The organism is Microbacterium yannicii PS01 (assembly GCF_000304335.1).
Lineage (GTDB): Bacteria > Actinomycetota > Actinomycetes > Actinomycetales > Microbacteriaceae > Microbacterium > Microbacterium yannicii_A.
On sequence record NZ_CAJF01000008.1, the window covers coordinates 135,999 to 150,795 of the forward strand.

Here is a 14,797-nt window from a genome sequence, read left to right on the forward strand (position 1 = left end):
AAGCGATCCTGAGCCGTCGCGCCGCATCGCCCCCCTAGACTCAGCCCCGTTAGGGGGCCGCGTGACCGGGGATACGCGAGTCGAAACCGCTGCGCTCGAAAGAACTGCGCGCCGGTGGGAGATCGCTCTGGCGTGCCTGGGCGCGGCTCTCGTCGTGGCCGCGGTGACCGTCGCGACGATGACCGCCCTCCCACCCACGCTTGCGAACATCGCCAGTGAGGTCTCGGACGGGCGGACGGCGACGACTCTGGGCGACGCGTCGGTCGTCGTGCCGGCCGAGTGGATCGTGCGGCGCGAGTCGGCGGATGCCGTCGAGGTACGCACTCCCGACGGCGCACTGCGCGCACGGCTCGATGTCGTGACCGAGACCCCGTCCCAGGTGATCGAGGACGCCGAGCTCGAGGGCGTCGTCCGCACCGAGGTGCTGGCGTCCGGTCTGACGGCCGTGCACGCCGATGCCGGGCGGGCTGGTGAGGGACGCGGCGATGACGAGCTCAGCATCGTGGCGGGCGTCGGCGAACCTGCCCTCGAGCCGAGCGTGCGCGTCGTGGTCACGGTGAATGCGGCGGACGCCCCGGCCTATCGCGCGGCGGTCGGCGCGCTGATGGAGGGGATCCGCCGGTGAGGGCACGGCGCGCGCTCGTGCTCGGTGCCACAGCGGCGCTCGTGCTCACGGCGTGCGCGCCCGCGTCCCGCGAAGACTGGACGCCCCCCTCGTGGCAGCAGGGCATGGTGCACACCACCGAGCCCGTCGACGAGATCGAGGCGAGCGGACCGCTCGCGCCGGCGCTCCTTCCGATACGCCTGCGCAACGACGAGCTGGGCATCCAGGCGAGGGTGACCCTGTTGCCCGAGGGTCCGACGACGACCACCTTCAACGCCGCGGTGGAGCAGCACCTTCGCGGGGCGATCGACGGTCGGGTCGCGGCATCCGGAGTCGCGTACGCGCCGTCGGCCCCGCCCGCCGGCGCCGGTCTCGGCGACCGCCGCTGCACGCTCGAAAGCACCCGCCGGCCCGCCGCCGACCTGCTCGCCGACTCGGCGCTCGGCCCCGCGGGCGGGATGGGAACGGCCGTCGTCTGCGGCATCGTCCTGGCAACGGGGCCGTTCCTCGGCGAGAGACTGCGGGTGGTGACGGGCGAGGAAGGCACCGTCGTCTCCGACTCCACCGCGATCGTCTACGCCGACGTCCTCACCGGCGAGGCGATCGCCGCCGATGGACTCTGGGCGGGAGGGGCCGCCGAGGCGCTCAGCGCCGGCATCGTCGAGAGCGTCCGGCGCGAGGCGGGCGCCCTGAGCCAGCGACCTGCATCGGCCGGCGATGAGGGGCAGCTGGCGGCGATCCGCGCGGCCCTGTCGTCAACGGTGCCGTCGGCGGAGGGCTTCGTGATCACGCTCGCGCCCGGCTTCGTGTCGCCCGATCTCGCCGCACTCGGAGTTCCGCCCACGACCGAGCCGATCTCGATCGCGGTGCCGCCGAACGTCGCCGCGCCGCTCGTCTCGCCGTTCGGCGCACGTGTGCTCGCAACGCTCGCAGAGCCGTATGCCGGTCCGCTCGCCGCGCCGGCCGGAGACCGCACGATCGACTGCGCGCTCGTCCCCTGTGTCGCCCTCACGTACGACGACGGGCCGTCGGGACTGACGCCGGCGATCCTCGACGAGCTGTCGGCTCGCGACGGCGCCGCCACGTTCTTCGCGATGGGCGAGAACGCGCGCGGGCACGCCGAGACCCTCGCCCGGATGACCCGTGAGGGTCATGAGGTGGAGGGACACACCTGGAATCACCCGCACCTGCCGCGGCTCACGCCCCGGGAGGTGGCCGCGCAGATCCAGGATTCGACCAGGGCTCTCGAAGCCGCGTCGGGGCAGCGGATCACTGCGTTCCGCCCGCCGTACGGCGAGTTCACTCCGGAGGTACTGGCCGCCGCGGGCATGCCGGCGATCCTGTGGGACGTCGACGCCCTCGACTGGCAGGGGCCGTCCGACGACGTGCTGACCGGCCGCGCGGTCACCCAGCCGCGACCGGGATCGATCGTGCTGCTCCACGACATCCACGAGCGCACCGCGCGCACCGCCGGCGCCGTCATGGACGGGCTGCTCGATCGGGGCTTCGTGCTCGTGACCGTCCGCCAGCTGTTCGGCGGCGAGCTTCCCGCTTCGGGTGCGTGGCGCCGGGCGCCGGGCTAGGCTCCGAAGCATGAGCGAGAGTCGTCCGGCGGCCGCGCCGGGATGGGTGAGAACGGTCATCTGGTTGCTGGCGATCGCCGTCGCCGTCATCGGCGTCGTGGCGGCGGTGGCGTCCAGCAGCTGGTTGCCCCTGGTTCTGTTCGCCGGACTGTTCCTTCCGATGCTGCCGTTGGGCACGCGCCGCACCACCCGCTGACCCATCCCCGGGGCTGCGCCCGACCAGAGCCGTAGCCCGCGCCGGACCGTGTGGGGTGCATGCGATACTTCCGCCGTGACCGACATCGAGCTCGCCCGCATCCCGGCAGGCGCCGTCGCGTTGCACGACGCCCGACGCAAGAGGCGGTGGACCGTCGATCTGGAGCCGTTCCAGATCGGCGTCTACCCGGTCACTCAGGAGCAGCTCGCCGAGATGCTCGGTGAGACCGCGGACCACCCGCGCCGCCCGGCCACCGATGTCAGCTGGCTGCGCGCGATCCGGTTCTGCAACGCGGCGTCGGAGTGGGAGGGCTTGGACCCCGCGTACTCGTTCGACGGAGAAGACGTCACATGGCACGTCGACGCAGACGGGTACCGGCTGCCGACCGAGGCCGAGTGGGAGTACGCGTGCCGCGCGGGATCGACCGGTCCGCACTACGGCCCGCTCGCCGAGATCGCGTGGACCAGCGCCGACGGCGTCCGCAGCCCGCAGGACATCGGCGGCAAGCTGCCGAACCTCAACGGCCTCTTCGACACGCTCGGGAACGTCTGGGAATGGTGCTGGGACTTCCTCGACCCGGCCCGTTACCGCGACTACCGCGTCTTCCGTGGCGGCGGTTTCGCCGACGACGCGTTCAGCGTGCGGTCGTCCACCCGCCGCGGTGGAGCGCCGCGCATGCACCACGACGACGTCGGCTTCCGTGTCGCGCGAGGCGGTTTCGACAGCGAGAACGCGGCGCAGGGCTGGTCGGCCGCGGCCGACGACGAGCGCGAGACCGCGGACGGTCCGCTCCCATCCGGCTGGACGCCGCGCGCCTGACCCCTCGACGCCTATGTGCCGAGCAGCACCTCGATCGGCCCGCGCGCGAAGTAGAGCAGGAATCCGGCCGCGACGATCCACAGCAGCGGGCTGATGTCGCGTGCCTTGCCCGACAGTGATCGCAGCACGACCCAGGAGATGAACCCTGCTCCGATGCCGTTGGCGATCGAGTAGGTCAGCGGCATCACGGTGATGGCGAGGAACACCGGGAGCAGCACCGCGAAGTCCGACAGGTCGATGTACTTGATCTGCGACATCATCAGCGCGCCCACGATCACCAGCGCGGCGGCGGCGACCTCGCTGGGAACGATCGATACGAGCGGCGTGAAGAACATCGCCACCAGGAACAGCGCTCCCGTCACGACGTTCGCCAGCCCGGTGCGGGCTCCTTCGCCGATGCCCGATCCGGACTCGATGAACACCGTGTTCGACGAGCTCGATGTCAGGCCACCGGCGACGGCTCCGATGCCCTCGACGATGAGCGCGGACTTGATGCGCGGGAAGTCGCCCTTCTCGTTGGCGAGTCCGGCCTCCTTCGACAGGCCGGTCATGGTGCCCATCGCGTCGAAGAAGTTCGTGAAGACGAGGGTGAAGACGAGCATGAGCGCCGCGAGCACGCCGATGCGCTCGAACGAGCCGAACGAGATCTGGCCGACCAGCGACAAATCGGGCACGCTGACGAGCGACGCGGGCAGCTCCGGCACCGACAGGCCCCATCCGCCCGGGTTCACGGTGTCGCCGTCGATCTTGGGGCCGAGGTTCCAGATCGCCTCGACGACGACCGCGACGACCGTTCCGGAGACGAGACCGATGAGGATGCCGCCCTTGACCTTTCGGGCCACGAGGATGCCGGTCAGCAGCAGCGTGAACACGAAGATCAGCGTCGGGACAGTCCCCACAGACCCGTTCACGCCAAGGCCCACCGGGGGAGAGGACGCGCCGGTCGCCGTGACGAAGCCGGCGTCGACGAACCCGATGAAGGCGATGAACAGGCCGATGCCGACCGTGATGGCGAGCTTCAGCTGAATCGGCACCGCATCGAAGATCATGCGCCGCAGCCCCGTCGCCGCCAGCAGCACGATGATGAGGCCGTTGATGACGACCAGGCCCATCGCCTCGGGCCACGTCACCTGCCCGACCACGGCGACGGCGAGGAACGAGTTGATGCCGAGGCCCGCCGCGAACGCGAACGGCAGGCGCGTCACGAGGCCGAACAGGACCGTCATGACCCCGGCCGTGAGTGCCGTGGTCGCCGCCACCTGCGAGAACCCGAGGGTGTTGCCGTCGACGTCCACTCCGCTGGAGAGGATGATCGGGTTCAGGATGACGATGTAGGCCATCGTCACGAAGGTCACGACGCCGCCGCGCACCTCGGATCCGACCGTCGAGCCGCGTCGGGTGATCTCGAAGAACCGGTCCAAGCCGTTCTTCGGCTCGGGGGCGGGCGCGGTGCCGGACGTGTCGGCGCCGGGCGCGGTGGACGGGGCTGTGCTCATGAATGACCTCCGACGAAGAGGCTAGTCGCTGCGCGCGAAGCTGAGGATCCGCTGAGCGGATGCCTCGGCCCGCCGCGCGGTCACCCCGAGGCGCCCTCCGGCTCGAAGTAGGGTCGATGGCGCATGAATCGCCTCATCGTCGCCCTGCTCGCCGCCGTCGACGCCATCCTCGCGGTGGCCGTCGGCCTTGCAGCGACCCTCGCGCCGCTGACGCTGCTGTGGGTGTTCGGCTTCGGCGGAGCGGCCGACTGGGGCGCGATCTGGCCGGCAGGCGTCGCGCTTTGGCAGCTGGGCAATCTGGTGCCGCTGACCGTCGCCCTGCCCCCCGAATACCTCGCGGCCACCGGGATCGACGGGACCGCGGCATCCTTCGTCCTCTCACTCGCGCCGCTCGCCTTCGCGGCGTTCACGGTGATCTTCGCCGCTCGCTCCGGAGTGCGCGCGTCGCGGGCCGAAGCATGGGTGACCGGGGTCTCGAGCGCCGCCCTCGTCTTCGCCGCGCTGACCGCCGGAGCCGCTCTCACGGCACAGAACTCCGTCGCTCGAGCCGAGACATGGCAGGCGATCCTGATTCCTGTGCTGCTCTTCACGGTGCCCGCGGCGCTGGCCGCGGTGGTGACCGAGTGGAGCGAGGCCGGAGCCGGCGCTGTGGCACGGCTGCGTGACCGGATCGAAGCGGCGCCGCACGGTTGGGGCGATGTGCCGGCCGTCGTGGCACGCGGGACGGCCGTCGTCGTCACGGGGCTCGTCGCGCTCGGGGCCGCGGTCGTGGCGGTGGCCGTCTTCGTACGCGCGGGGCACGTCGTCGCGCTCTTCCAAGCCGGCAATGTCGACGCGATCGGCGCGACGGTGCTCACGCTCGCGCAGCTGGCGTATCTTCCGACGCTCGTTGTCTGGGGGCTGTCGTTCGCGGCCGGTCCGGGCTTCGCGGTGGGCGCCGGCACGTCCGTCTCACCGGCCGCCACGCAGGTCGGGGTGGTGCCGGGCCTGCCGATCCTCGGGGCGGTTCCCGAGTCGACGACACCGTGGCTGCTGCTCCTCGCGCTTCTGCCGGTGGCACTCGGCGCCTTCGCGGGATGGATCGCGCGCTCACGGCTTCTGGGCCACGCATCCCGGTTCGACGCTCCGAGAAGTGCGCCGCGGATGCCGCAGCCTCGGGACGCGAACCGGACACCGGTGTCGGCTGCGGCCGCCGCAGGGTTCGACGCGACCCGCACGGCGGCGCTCGAGGGGCTGCTCGCGACCCGGGCGACGACCGAGTCGCCGACGCGCTCGTCCGAGCCGGTGCAGCTCGACGCGATCGACCGGGGCGCCGACGCCGGCGAGGACCCGATCGCTCCACGCCTCGTCGCGGCGACCGGCATCGCGGTGCTCGCCGCGGCGGCCGCTGGCCTGCTCGCGCTGGCCGCATCGGGCTCGATCGGCCCGGGCCGGCTGTCGGCCGTCGGCCCCGACGCCGGACCGGTGGCACTGGCGATCGGTCTCGAAGTGTTCGTCGGCGCGGCGATCCTGCTGGTGTCGCCTCGCGGGCGCGCTCGTCCGCCTGCGTCGTCCGACCCGTGGACGGACGACGACAGCGGGACCGAGCCGATCGACCTGACCCGCTGACGCCTCCGCAGGCGGAGCGATCGTGACCGCTCCGCCCGGCACGACGGAGGGATCGTGACTACACTGACTGGGTGCTCACGGTCGCCGTACTCATCTCGGGCACAGGGTCGAATCTGCGCGCTCTGCTCGACGCGGCGGCCGACCCCGAGTTTCCCGCCCGCATCGTCGTCGTCGGCGCCGATCGCGAGGCCGAGGGCTTCGCGCACGCCGAGGAGTACGGGATTCCGACGTTCATGGTGCCCTGGGCGATGTTCGCATCGCGCGAGGAGTGGGGCGCCGAGCTCGCCGCCCAGCTGAGGGTGTGGCGGCCGGATCTCGTCGTCCTGAGCGGACTCATGCGGCTGCTTCCGGCGACGCTCGTCGACGAGCGGTCGCCCCGCATCATCAACACCCATCCGGCGTACCTGCCCGAGTTCCCCGGTGCGCACGGCGTGCGCGACGCCCTCGCCGCCGGGGTCGAGCAGACCGGTGCGAGCGTCATCATCGTCGACAACGGCGTGGACAGCGGGCCGATCCTCGCCCAGGAGCGCGTGCCGGTGCTCGCCGGCGATGATGAGCACGCGCTCCATGAACGCATCAAGCCCGTCGAGCGACGGCTGCTGATCGACGTCGTGCGCCGCGTCGCGTCGGGCGAGCTCGATCTCGCGCAGATCGCTTCCCGCGCCGCCGGCGCCGAGGCATCCGCCCCCTGACTTTTTTTCCCATCACCCGAGGAGACATCCGCCATGGCCGGACCGAGCCACGACCCCGCCCTGTACCGACCTCGCGACGTGGTCCCCATCCGCCGGGCCCTCGTCTCGGTCAGCGACAAGACCGATCTGCTGCGGCTCGCCGAGGCACTCGCGGGCGCCGGGATCGAGATCGTCTCGACGGGGTCGACGGCGGCGACCGTCCGTGACGCCGGCTACGCGGTGACCGATGTCGCGAGCGTCACCGGCTTTCCCGAGTCGCTCGACGGACGGGTGAAGACCCTCCACCCGAGCGTGCACGCGGGCCTTCTGGCCGATCTGCGCCTGGAGGACCACGAGCGTCAGCTGGCCGAGCTCGACATCGAGCCGTTCGAGCTCGTGGTCGTGAACCTCTATCCGTTCGTCGAGACCGTCCGCTCGGGCGCCCAGGGAGACGAGGTCGTCGAGCAGATCGACATCGGAGGCCCCGCGATGGTGCGGGCGTCGGCGAAGAACTACGCCAACGTCGCGATCGTGGTGTCTCCCGAGTCGTATCCGGCTGTGATCGAGTCGCTGGCCAACGGCGGCACGAGCCTGGTCCAGCGCCGCGAGCTCGCCGCTCGCGCCTTCGCCCACACCGCCGACTACGACCGTGCCGTCGCGACGTGGTTCGCCGAGGGCACGCTCACCGAGACCGACCTGCCCGCGCACCTCACGATCAAGGCGGAGCGGCTGAGCACCCTCCGGTACGGCGAGAACTCCCACCAGCGCGCGGCGATCTACACGCGCACCGGCGGTCACGGCATCGCGCAGGCGACGCAGGTGCAGGGCAAGGAGATGTCGTACAACAACTACGTCGACGCCGACGCGGCCCTCCGCGCCGCGTTCGACATGGTCAAGCCCGCCGTCGCGATCATCAAGCACGCGAACCCGTGCGGTATCGCCGTCAGCGCGCCGAACGCCCTCGACCCCATTGCGAGCGCTCACCTGCGCGCGCACGAGTGCGACCCGGTGTCGGCCTTCGGCGGAGTCATCGCCGCCAATCGCACGGTAACGCTCAAGATGGCGGAGAACCTGCGCGACATCTTCACCGAGGTCATCGTCGCCCCCGACTTCGAGCCGGCCGCACTGGAGGTGTTCCGCCTCAAGAAGAACCTGCGCGTGCTGAAGCTCCCCGCCGACTGGCAGCAGGAGCGGATGGACGTGCGCCTCGTGTCGGGCGGCCTGCTGCTGCAGGACGCCGACCGCTTCCCCGACGACATCGAGTCGGTGGCGAAGGACTGGCAGCTGGTGTCGGGCGAGCGACCCGCCGACGAGGAGATGACCAACCTCATCTTCGCGTGGAAGTCCTGCCGCGCCGTGAAGTCGAACGCGATCGTCCTGGCGAAGGGCTCGGCGACGGTCGGCATCGGCATGGGTCAGGTCAACCGCGTCGACTCGTGCCGGCTCGCGGTGGAGCGCGCCGGCGATCGCGCCGCCGGCTCGGTCGCGGCATCCGATGCCTTCTTCCCGTTCGCCGACGGACCGCAGGTGCTGCTCGACGCCGGCATCTCGGCCATCGTGCAGCCCGGCGGCTCGGTCCGCGACGACGAGGTCATCGCGGCGGCGCAGGCCGCAGGCGTGACCATGTTCTTCACCGGGGAACGCCACTTCTTCCACTGACCTCCGCATGGGGAATCCTCCCCATCGGCGTCGTCGCGCTGCACGGTTAGCCTGATGCCACTCGGCTGCGCCGTGACCGCCTGCGACGAGCGCGTCTCGCGCGCCGCGTTAGGGTCGATCCGGAGTGTGCATCAGGAGGACCGGTGATCTGGGAGATCGACGAGCAGGCCCGCAGGATCGAGGGGCTCGACGAGCACGGGCGCGCGCGGCCCGAGTACGCGGCATCGCTCGGCCTCGTGGCGGCGCCCTTCGGCCGGCGCGCGCTGTCGGCGACCATCGAGGTGGCCGTCTACCTCGTGCTGCTCCTTCCGCTCCTCATCGGAGCGCTGCCCGCACTGCTCGGCATGGCGCTGGCGCCTACGACGTCCGGCGTGACCGGCGGCGACCTCATCCTCGTGATCGTCTTCGCCGCGATCTCGAGCGCGCTGACATCGGCGTTCGTCATCGTGCAGCTCATCCTGCACGGCCGCCGCGGCGTCACGCTGGGCAAGGCGCTCACCGGATTGCGTTCGGTCAACGTGCGCACGCTCGAGCGCCCCGGCTTCTGGCGTGGCGCCGTGCTGCGCGCCCTGGTGCTCTGGGCCAGCTTCGCGCTGCCGCTGCTCGGACCGCTGCTCGTCATCGCGCTCTCGCCGTTCTTCGACCCCGAGCGCCGGGGGCGCGGATGGGCCGACCTCGCCGGCGCGACGTGGCTGGTCGATGCGCGCGACGGGCTCAATCCGTACGACGCCAAGCGCATGCGCATCGCGCGCAAGACCGCGGCGACGGACCTCGCCGACGTCCGCAGCGAGCTGCCTTCCCTGGCGACGCCGGTCGACCATCGCGGGGCGACCGCCTACATCCCGACCTCTCGCAGCAGCGGCGGGGTGCTGGGGGCGCAGCGCGGCGATGCGGGTGCCGGCGCGGCATCCGCCGACCAGGCGGATCCGCCAGCTCCTGCCGTCGCGCCGGTCGCCCCGCCCTCGGTCGTGCCGCAGCTGCTGACCCCCGCAGCGGCACCGGCGCTTGCACCGTCCGCCTCCGTCTCGGTGGGCGCACCCTCGGACGTCTCGACCGGCTCGGGCGGCTCGGGCTGGGTTCCGCCGCGACTTCTCCCCGAAGCGGATGACGCAGCCGCCGCACCCGAGGCGGCACGGGTGGCTCCGGCATCCGTCGCCGCTCCGCCGGCAGCGCACGAGCCGAATGCTCATGAGCCGAGTGCACCCCGCGGCAGCGTCGTGCTCACACTCGACGACGGTCGCACGATCGACATCACCGGCGCCGGCATCCTGCTCGGTCGGGATCCCGCGCTTCCCGCGGGCGCGCCGCCGCTCACGCCGGTCGCCATCGACGACCAGACCAAGTCGGTGTCCAAGACGCATCTCGCGATCCTCCGATCCGGTGCCGCCGTCACGATCATCGACCTCGGCTCGACCAACGGGAGCGGAGTGGTGCGCGACGGCGACGAGCACACCCTGGCCCCGCAGGAGCAGTTCGCCCTGCGGGCCGGGGACACGATCCGCCTCGGAGACCGACACGCACGAATCCGCATCGGCTGACGCAGGCCCCCGCACCAGGACAGGCAGATGAGACTCAAACTGACGCTCGAGCGTCGCGACGACAAGCACACCGACATCGTCGTCACCTCCGACACCACCGCGACCGTGCAGGACGTGGCGCGCAGGATCGTCGAGGCCGACCCGGCGCGAGAGCTCGCCGCCGGCGCGGATGACGTGCTCACCCTTCGTGTGGCCCCTCCCACCTCGTCGACGTTCCAGCTTCTCGAGCCCGACATGCTGATCAGCGACGCGCCGGTGGGATCGGGCTTCGTCGCATCGATCGTCAACCTGGGTGCCGACTACGTCGCCGCGCGCCGCGCCGGAGCGCCGGCGGCGGCGATCCTCTACGTCGTCGCCGGGCCGTTCGCCGGGCGCGAGTTCCAGCTGCCCCGCGGCCACTTCACGATAGGCCGCGCCGCCGGCAACGACATCGTGCTGGACGACCCGCTCATCTCGAAGCGGCACGCGCGCATCGAGGTCGGCGGCACGGTCGACCTGGTCGACCTGAACTCGGCGAACGGCATCGTGGTCGACGGCGGTCTGGTGCAGCGCCTGCGCGTGATCCCGGGCCAGCGGTTCGCGCTCGGCGACACCGAGCTGGTCGTCCACATGGTGCAGGACTACGCGCCGGCCGATCCCGACCCCGTCCTCGAGCGCGGCGGCACGCTGCTGTTCAACCGCAGTCCACGGGTCGAGCCGCGCTACGTGGGGGAGGAGCTCCCCGAACCGCGCATGCCCAAAGACCCGGTGTCGCGTCTGTTCCCCTGGCCGATGCTGGTCGCTCCGATCATCCTCGGCGTCTCGCTCTTCGCGATGACGGGCAACACCCGCTCGCTCCTGGTGGTACTGCTCTCGCCGCTCATGCTGTTCGGCAACTTCATCTCGCAGCGCACGCAAGTGGGGCAGCGCGTGAAGAAGGAGGCCGAGGTCTTCGAGCGCACCTTCGAGGAGCTCGAAGAGACTCTGTATCGCGAGCGGCCGCGCGAGCGCGAAGTGCGCAACGCCGAGGTGCCGCCGGTCGCGGTGGTCTTCGACGAGGCGATGCGGCTCGGCCCGATGCTGTGGACGAGGCGCCCAGAGCACTGGAACTTCCTCGCCCTGCGCCTGGGCACGTGCGAGGCCGAGTCGCGGACCACGGTGAAGAACGCCGAGAACCCCGACGCGCTGCAGGAGTACGTCGAGCGCGTCGAGAAGCTCCGCCAGCGGTACCGCATGATCGACGGTGTCCCGGTGCTCGAGTCGCTGCAGAGCGTCGGCGTGATCGGCGTCGCCGGTCCGCCCCGTGAGGCCGCCGACGCCCTGCGCGGGCTGTGCGTGCAGCTGTTCGGCCTGCACTCGCCGAATGAGCTCGTCGCCGTCGCTCTCACCGAGCCCCAGTGGGCGCGTCAGCTCGAGTGGCTGAAGTGGCTGCCGCACACCACGAGCGAGCGCAGCCCGTTCCGCGACATGCCCCTGTCGGACTCGGCCTCCACCGGCACCGCCCTGCTGTCGGCACTCGAAGAGCTCGTGATGCGCCGCTCGAAGGCGGCGTCGTCGCAGCGGCTGCCGTTCGACGATGACTGGGATCCCATGCGCTACGGCACCGATGTGCGCCGTGCCGCCGAGGAGGCCACGTTCCCCGGACAGACGGCGGTCGTGGTGATCGTCACCTCCGACGCTCCCGTCGATCGCGCCCGGCTCACGCAGGTTCTCGAGCGGGGCGCCGATGTGGGGGTCTACGGCCTCTTCGTCGCGCCCGTCGTCGACGCGCTCCCGGCCGTCTGCCGCAGCTTCCTGGACGTCTCGGGCGGCCTGGAGGCCGCGCGCGCCGGCACCGTCCGCAGCGGCGTCGAGTACCCGACCACGGTGGTGGAGGGCGTCTCGAACGAGCTCATGACCGTGATGGCCAAGCGCCTGGCACCCGTCGAGGACTCGAGCACGGTCATCGAGGACTCGTCCGACATCCCGAACTCCGTCATGTTCCTCTCGCTCATCGGCGGCGAGATGGCCTCGGATCCGTCGTTCGCGGTCGAGCGCTGGCGCGAGAACAACACGATCCTCGACCGCTCGGGCGCCTCGCTCCCGCGCCTCAAGAAGGCCGGCACACTGCGCGCCATCGTCGGCCAGGGACCCACCGACGCGATGACCCTCGACCTGCGCACGCAGGGTCCGCACGCACTCGTAGGCGGCACGACGGGCGCCGGAAAGTCCGAGTTCCTGCAGGCGTGGGTGCTCGGCATGGCGGCGGCGCACAGCCCCGACCGCGTCACGTTCCTGTTCGTCGACTACAAGGGCGGATCGGCTTTCGCAGACTGCGTCGAGCTGCCCCACTGCGTGGGCCTCGTGACCGACCTCAGCCCGCACCTGGTGCGGCGTGCGCTCACGAGCCTGCGGGCCGAGCTGCACTACCGAGAGCACCTGTTCAACCGCAAGAAGGCCAAGGACCTGCTCGAGCTCGAGAAGCGGCGCGATCCCGACACGCCCCCCGCCCTCGTCCTCGTCATCGACGAGTTCGCCGCGCTCGCCGGTGAAGTCCCCGAGTTCGTGGACGGCGTCGTCGACATCGCCCAGCGCGGCCGGTCCCTCGGGATCCACCTCATCATGGCCACGCAGCGGCCCGCCGGCGTCATCAAAGACAATCTGCGCGCGAACACCAATCTGCGCGTGGCGCTGCGCATGGCCGACGAGTCGGACTCCAAGGACGTCGTCGACGACCCGGTGGCGGCGCGCTTCGATCCCGGCATCCCCGGGCGCGGCATCGCGAAGACGGGGCCGGGCCGGCTCGTATCGTTCCAGTCGGCGTACGCCGGCGGCTGGAGCAGCGACGAGCAGGTGGCCGCCGACGTCACGGTGGCCGAGCTGCGGTTCGGCTCGGTGCAGAAGTGGGAACTGGAGGAGCCGGCGGAGGACGCCGCGCACGACGTCGACCCCGGGCCCAACGACCAGAAGCGCATCGTCGCGACCCTGATCTCGGCGGCGCAGCAGGCGCGCGTGCCCGCGCCCCGGCGACCGTGGCTCGACGACCTCGAGTCGACTGTCGACATCAGGGCGCTGTCGGCCGGACGCGCCGGCTCGATCCTGCTCGGCAAGAGCGACATCCCCGAGAAGCAGCTGCAGGAGGCGGTGTACTTCGAGCCCGACCGGGACGGATCCCTCCTGGTGTACGGCACGAGCGGCTCGGGCAAGTCCACGGTGCTGCGCACGGTGGCGATCTCGGCAGCGATGGGTCGCCGTGCCGAGAACGTCGCCGTATACGGACTGGACTTCGGTTCGGGCTCCCTCAAGAGCCTCGAGGTGCTCCCGCACGTCGGCTCGATCATTCCGGGCGACGATGCGGAGCGTGTGCAGCGCATCATGCGGTCGCTCGGGCGCATGCTCGACGACCGCGGCAAGCGGTTCAGCGCGGCGAACGCGTCGAGCATCGCCGAATACCGGGAGCTGACCGGCCGCGACGAGCCACGGGTCATCCTCCTGCTCGACGGCCTGCCGCAGTTCCGCGCGGAGTGGGAGTCCACGACGGCGCGGATGCCGTTCTACCAGGCGTTCATGCGGATCCTGGGTGAGGGTCGCCCGCTGGGCGTGCACGTCGTCGCGACGGCCGACCGCTCGGGCTCGGTACCCACGGCCGTGAGCTCGAACGTCTCGCGACGGGTGATCCTGCGGCTGTCGGACGAGAACGCCTACTCGCTGCTGAACGCCCCGAAAGACGTGCTCGATGAGCGGTCGGCGCCGGGACGCGCGATCGTCGACGGGTTCGAGACCCAGATCGCCGTGCTCGGCGGCACGCCGAACGTCGCCGAGCAGACCAAGCTGCTCGGACAGTGGGCCGACGAGCTGCGCGCCCTCGGCGCCCGCGAGGTCGACGAGATCGGATCGCTTCCCACCCGCCTGGTCTGGAACGCCATGCCGGACCGGATCGGCGAGTTCCCGGTGCTCGGGGTCGCCGAGGACACGCTGGCACCACGCGATTTCGACCCGGTGGGCAGCTTCGTCGTCGCGGGACCGCCGCTGGCGGGCAAGACCAACGCGATGAAGGCCCTCATCACGGCGATGGTGCGCTTCGACCCGTCGGTGCGGCTGTTCCACTTCGGCGGCCGACGCTCGCAGCTGAGGGACTTCGCGCCGTGGATGCGCAGCGCGACGACCGTCGACGACGCCAAGGAGCTCGCCACCGAGCTTGCCGAGCTCGTGACCGACGAGTCCCTCGCGGCACGTCTCATGGTCGTGATCGAAGACGTGCCGCAGTTCGCCGACTCTCCGGCCGAGCGACCGCTCAAGGCGCTGTTCCAGGCGGTCAATCGCAGCGAGCACTTCCTCATCGGCGACGCCGACGTCTCGCAGGTGACCAGCGGCTTCGGCCTCATCGGCGACTTCAAGGGCGGGCGCAAGGGCGTGATCCTCAAGCCCGACGCCTTCGACGGCGACGCGATCTTCAAGGTGCCGTTCCCCAAGGTCAAGCGGGCCGACTTCCCGGACGGCCGGGGCATCTTCGTCCAGGCCGGCCGGCAGGTCACCGTGCAGCTGCCGCTGCTGGACGCGTCGACGCTTCCGGTCGAGCCGGCGCCGGCGCCCGCCGGCGCGCCGGCCGCTGTCGACGTCGACGTCGACGCCGTCGACGTCCCGAGCGCCTGACATCCGGGGCGC

10 protein-coding genes are annotated in these 14,797 nt (G+C 71.3%); 9 read left to right on the forward strand and 1 reads right to left on the reverse strand.

Going from position 1 to position 14,797, the window contains the following annotated elements:
- Positions 1–61 precede the first annotated feature (61 nt).
- The 4 genes from WYM_RS06715 (at position 62) to WYM_RS06730 (ending at position 3,202) form a co-directional block, all read left to right on the forward strand.
- Positions 62–625, forward strand: a complete 564-nt coding sequence (locus WYM_RS06715) for a hypothetical protein (protein ID WP_157524938.1) — start codon at positions 62–64, stop codon at positions 623–625.
- Entirely contained in the window at positions 622–2,187 is a 1,566-nt protein-coding gene (locus WYM_RS21045; RefSeq protein WP_019180060.1) for a polysaccharide deacetylase family protein, read from the forward strand. The genes WYM_RS06715 and WYM_RS21045 overlap by 4 nt, the downstream gene beginning before the upstream one ends.
- Before the next feature lie 10 nt (positions 2,188–2,197).
- Positions 2,198–2,383 (forward strand): hypothetical protein, encoded by a 186-nt coding sequence (locus WYM_RS06725; RefSeq protein ID WP_019180061.1) that lies wholly within the window; start codon positions 2,198–2,200, stop codon positions 2,381–2,383.
- 75 nt (positions 2,384–2,458) lie between these two features.
- Positions 2,459–3,202, forward strand: a complete 744-nt coding sequence (locus WYM_RS06730) for a formylglycine-generating enzyme family protein (RefSeq protein WP_019180062.1) — start codon at positions 2,459–2,461, stop codon at positions 3,200–3,202.
- 11 nt (positions 3,203–3,213) lie between these two features.
- On the opposite strand, the gene WYM_RS06735 is transcribed toward WYM_RS06730, so the two are convergent.
- Entirely contained in the window at positions 3,214–4,698 is a 1,485-nt protein-coding gene (locus WYM_RS06735; RefSeq protein ID WP_019180063.1) for an NCS2 family permease, read from the reverse strand.
- A 123-nt stretch (positions 4,699–4,821) separates the two neighbouring features.
- Between WYM_RS06735 and WYM_RS06740 the strand changes: the two genes are divergently transcribed.
- The 5 genes from WYM_RS06740 to WYM_RS06760 all read left to right on the forward strand — a co-directional run bounded on the left by WYM_RS06740 (position 4,822) and on the right by WYM_RS06760 (position 14,785).
- Positions 4,822–6,306, forward strand: a complete 1,485-nt coding sequence (locus WYM_RS06740) for a DUF6350 family protein (RefSeq protein WP_019180064.1) — start codon at positions 4,822–4,824, stop codon at positions 6,304–6,306.
- 71 nt (positions 6,307–6,377) lie between these two features.
- On the forward strand, positions 6,378–6,998 hold the full coding sequence (purN, locus tag WYM_RS06745) for a phosphoribosylglycinamide formyltransferase (RefSeq protein ID WP_019180065.1): 621 nt from the start codon (positions 6,378–6,380) through the stop codon (positions 6,996–6,998).
- A 33-nt stretch (positions 6,999–7,031) separates the two neighbouring features.
- The gene (purH, locus tag WYM_RS06750) at positions 7,032–8,636 is read left to right on the forward strand and encodes a bifunctional phosphoribosylaminoimidazolecarboxamide formyltransferase/IMP cyclohydrolase (RefSeq protein ID WP_019180066.1); all 1,605 of its coding nucleotides are present in this window, start codon (positions 7,032–7,034) and stop codon (positions 8,634–8,636) included.
- Positions 8,637–8,779: 143 nt separating this feature from the next.
- On the forward strand, positions 8,780–10,174 hold the full coding sequence (locus tag WYM_RS06755; RefSeq protein ID WP_026059621.1) for an RDD family protein: 1,395 nt from the start codon (positions 8,780–8,782) through the stop codon (positions 10,172–10,174).
- A gap of 27 nt (positions 10,175–10,201) precedes the next feature.
- A complete protein-coding gene (locus WYM_RS06760; protein WP_019180067.1) occupies positions 10,202–14,785 on the forward strand; it encodes an FtsK/SpoIIIE domain-containing protein in 4,584 nt (1,527 codons plus the stop codon).
- The last annotated feature ends 12 nt before the right edge of the window (positions 14,786–14,797 follow it).

What these genes read in the sequence shown, in the direction of transcription:
- WYM_RS06725 (WP_019180061.1), top strand. Translation starts at nt 2,198, where the DNA reads ATGAGCGAGAGTCGTCCGGCGGCCGCGCCGGGATGGGTGAGAACGGTC.
- WYM_RS06735 (WP_019180063.1), bottom strand. Translation starts at nt 4,698, where the DNA reads ATGAGCACAGCCCCGTCCACCGCGCCCGGCGCCGACACGTCCGGCACC.
- WYM_RS06740 (WP_019180064.1), top strand. Translation starts at nt 4,822, where the DNA reads ATGAATCGCCTCATCGTCGCCCTGCTCGCCGCCGTCGACGCCATCCTC.
- purH (WP_019180066.1), top strand. Translation starts at nt 7,032, where the DNA reads ATGGCCGGACCGAGCCACGACCCCGCCCTGTACCGACCTCGCGACGTG.
- WYM_RS06760 (WP_019180067.1), top strand. Translation starts at nt 10,202, where the DNA reads ATGAGACTCAAACTGACGCTCGAGCGTCGCGACGACAAGCACACCGAC.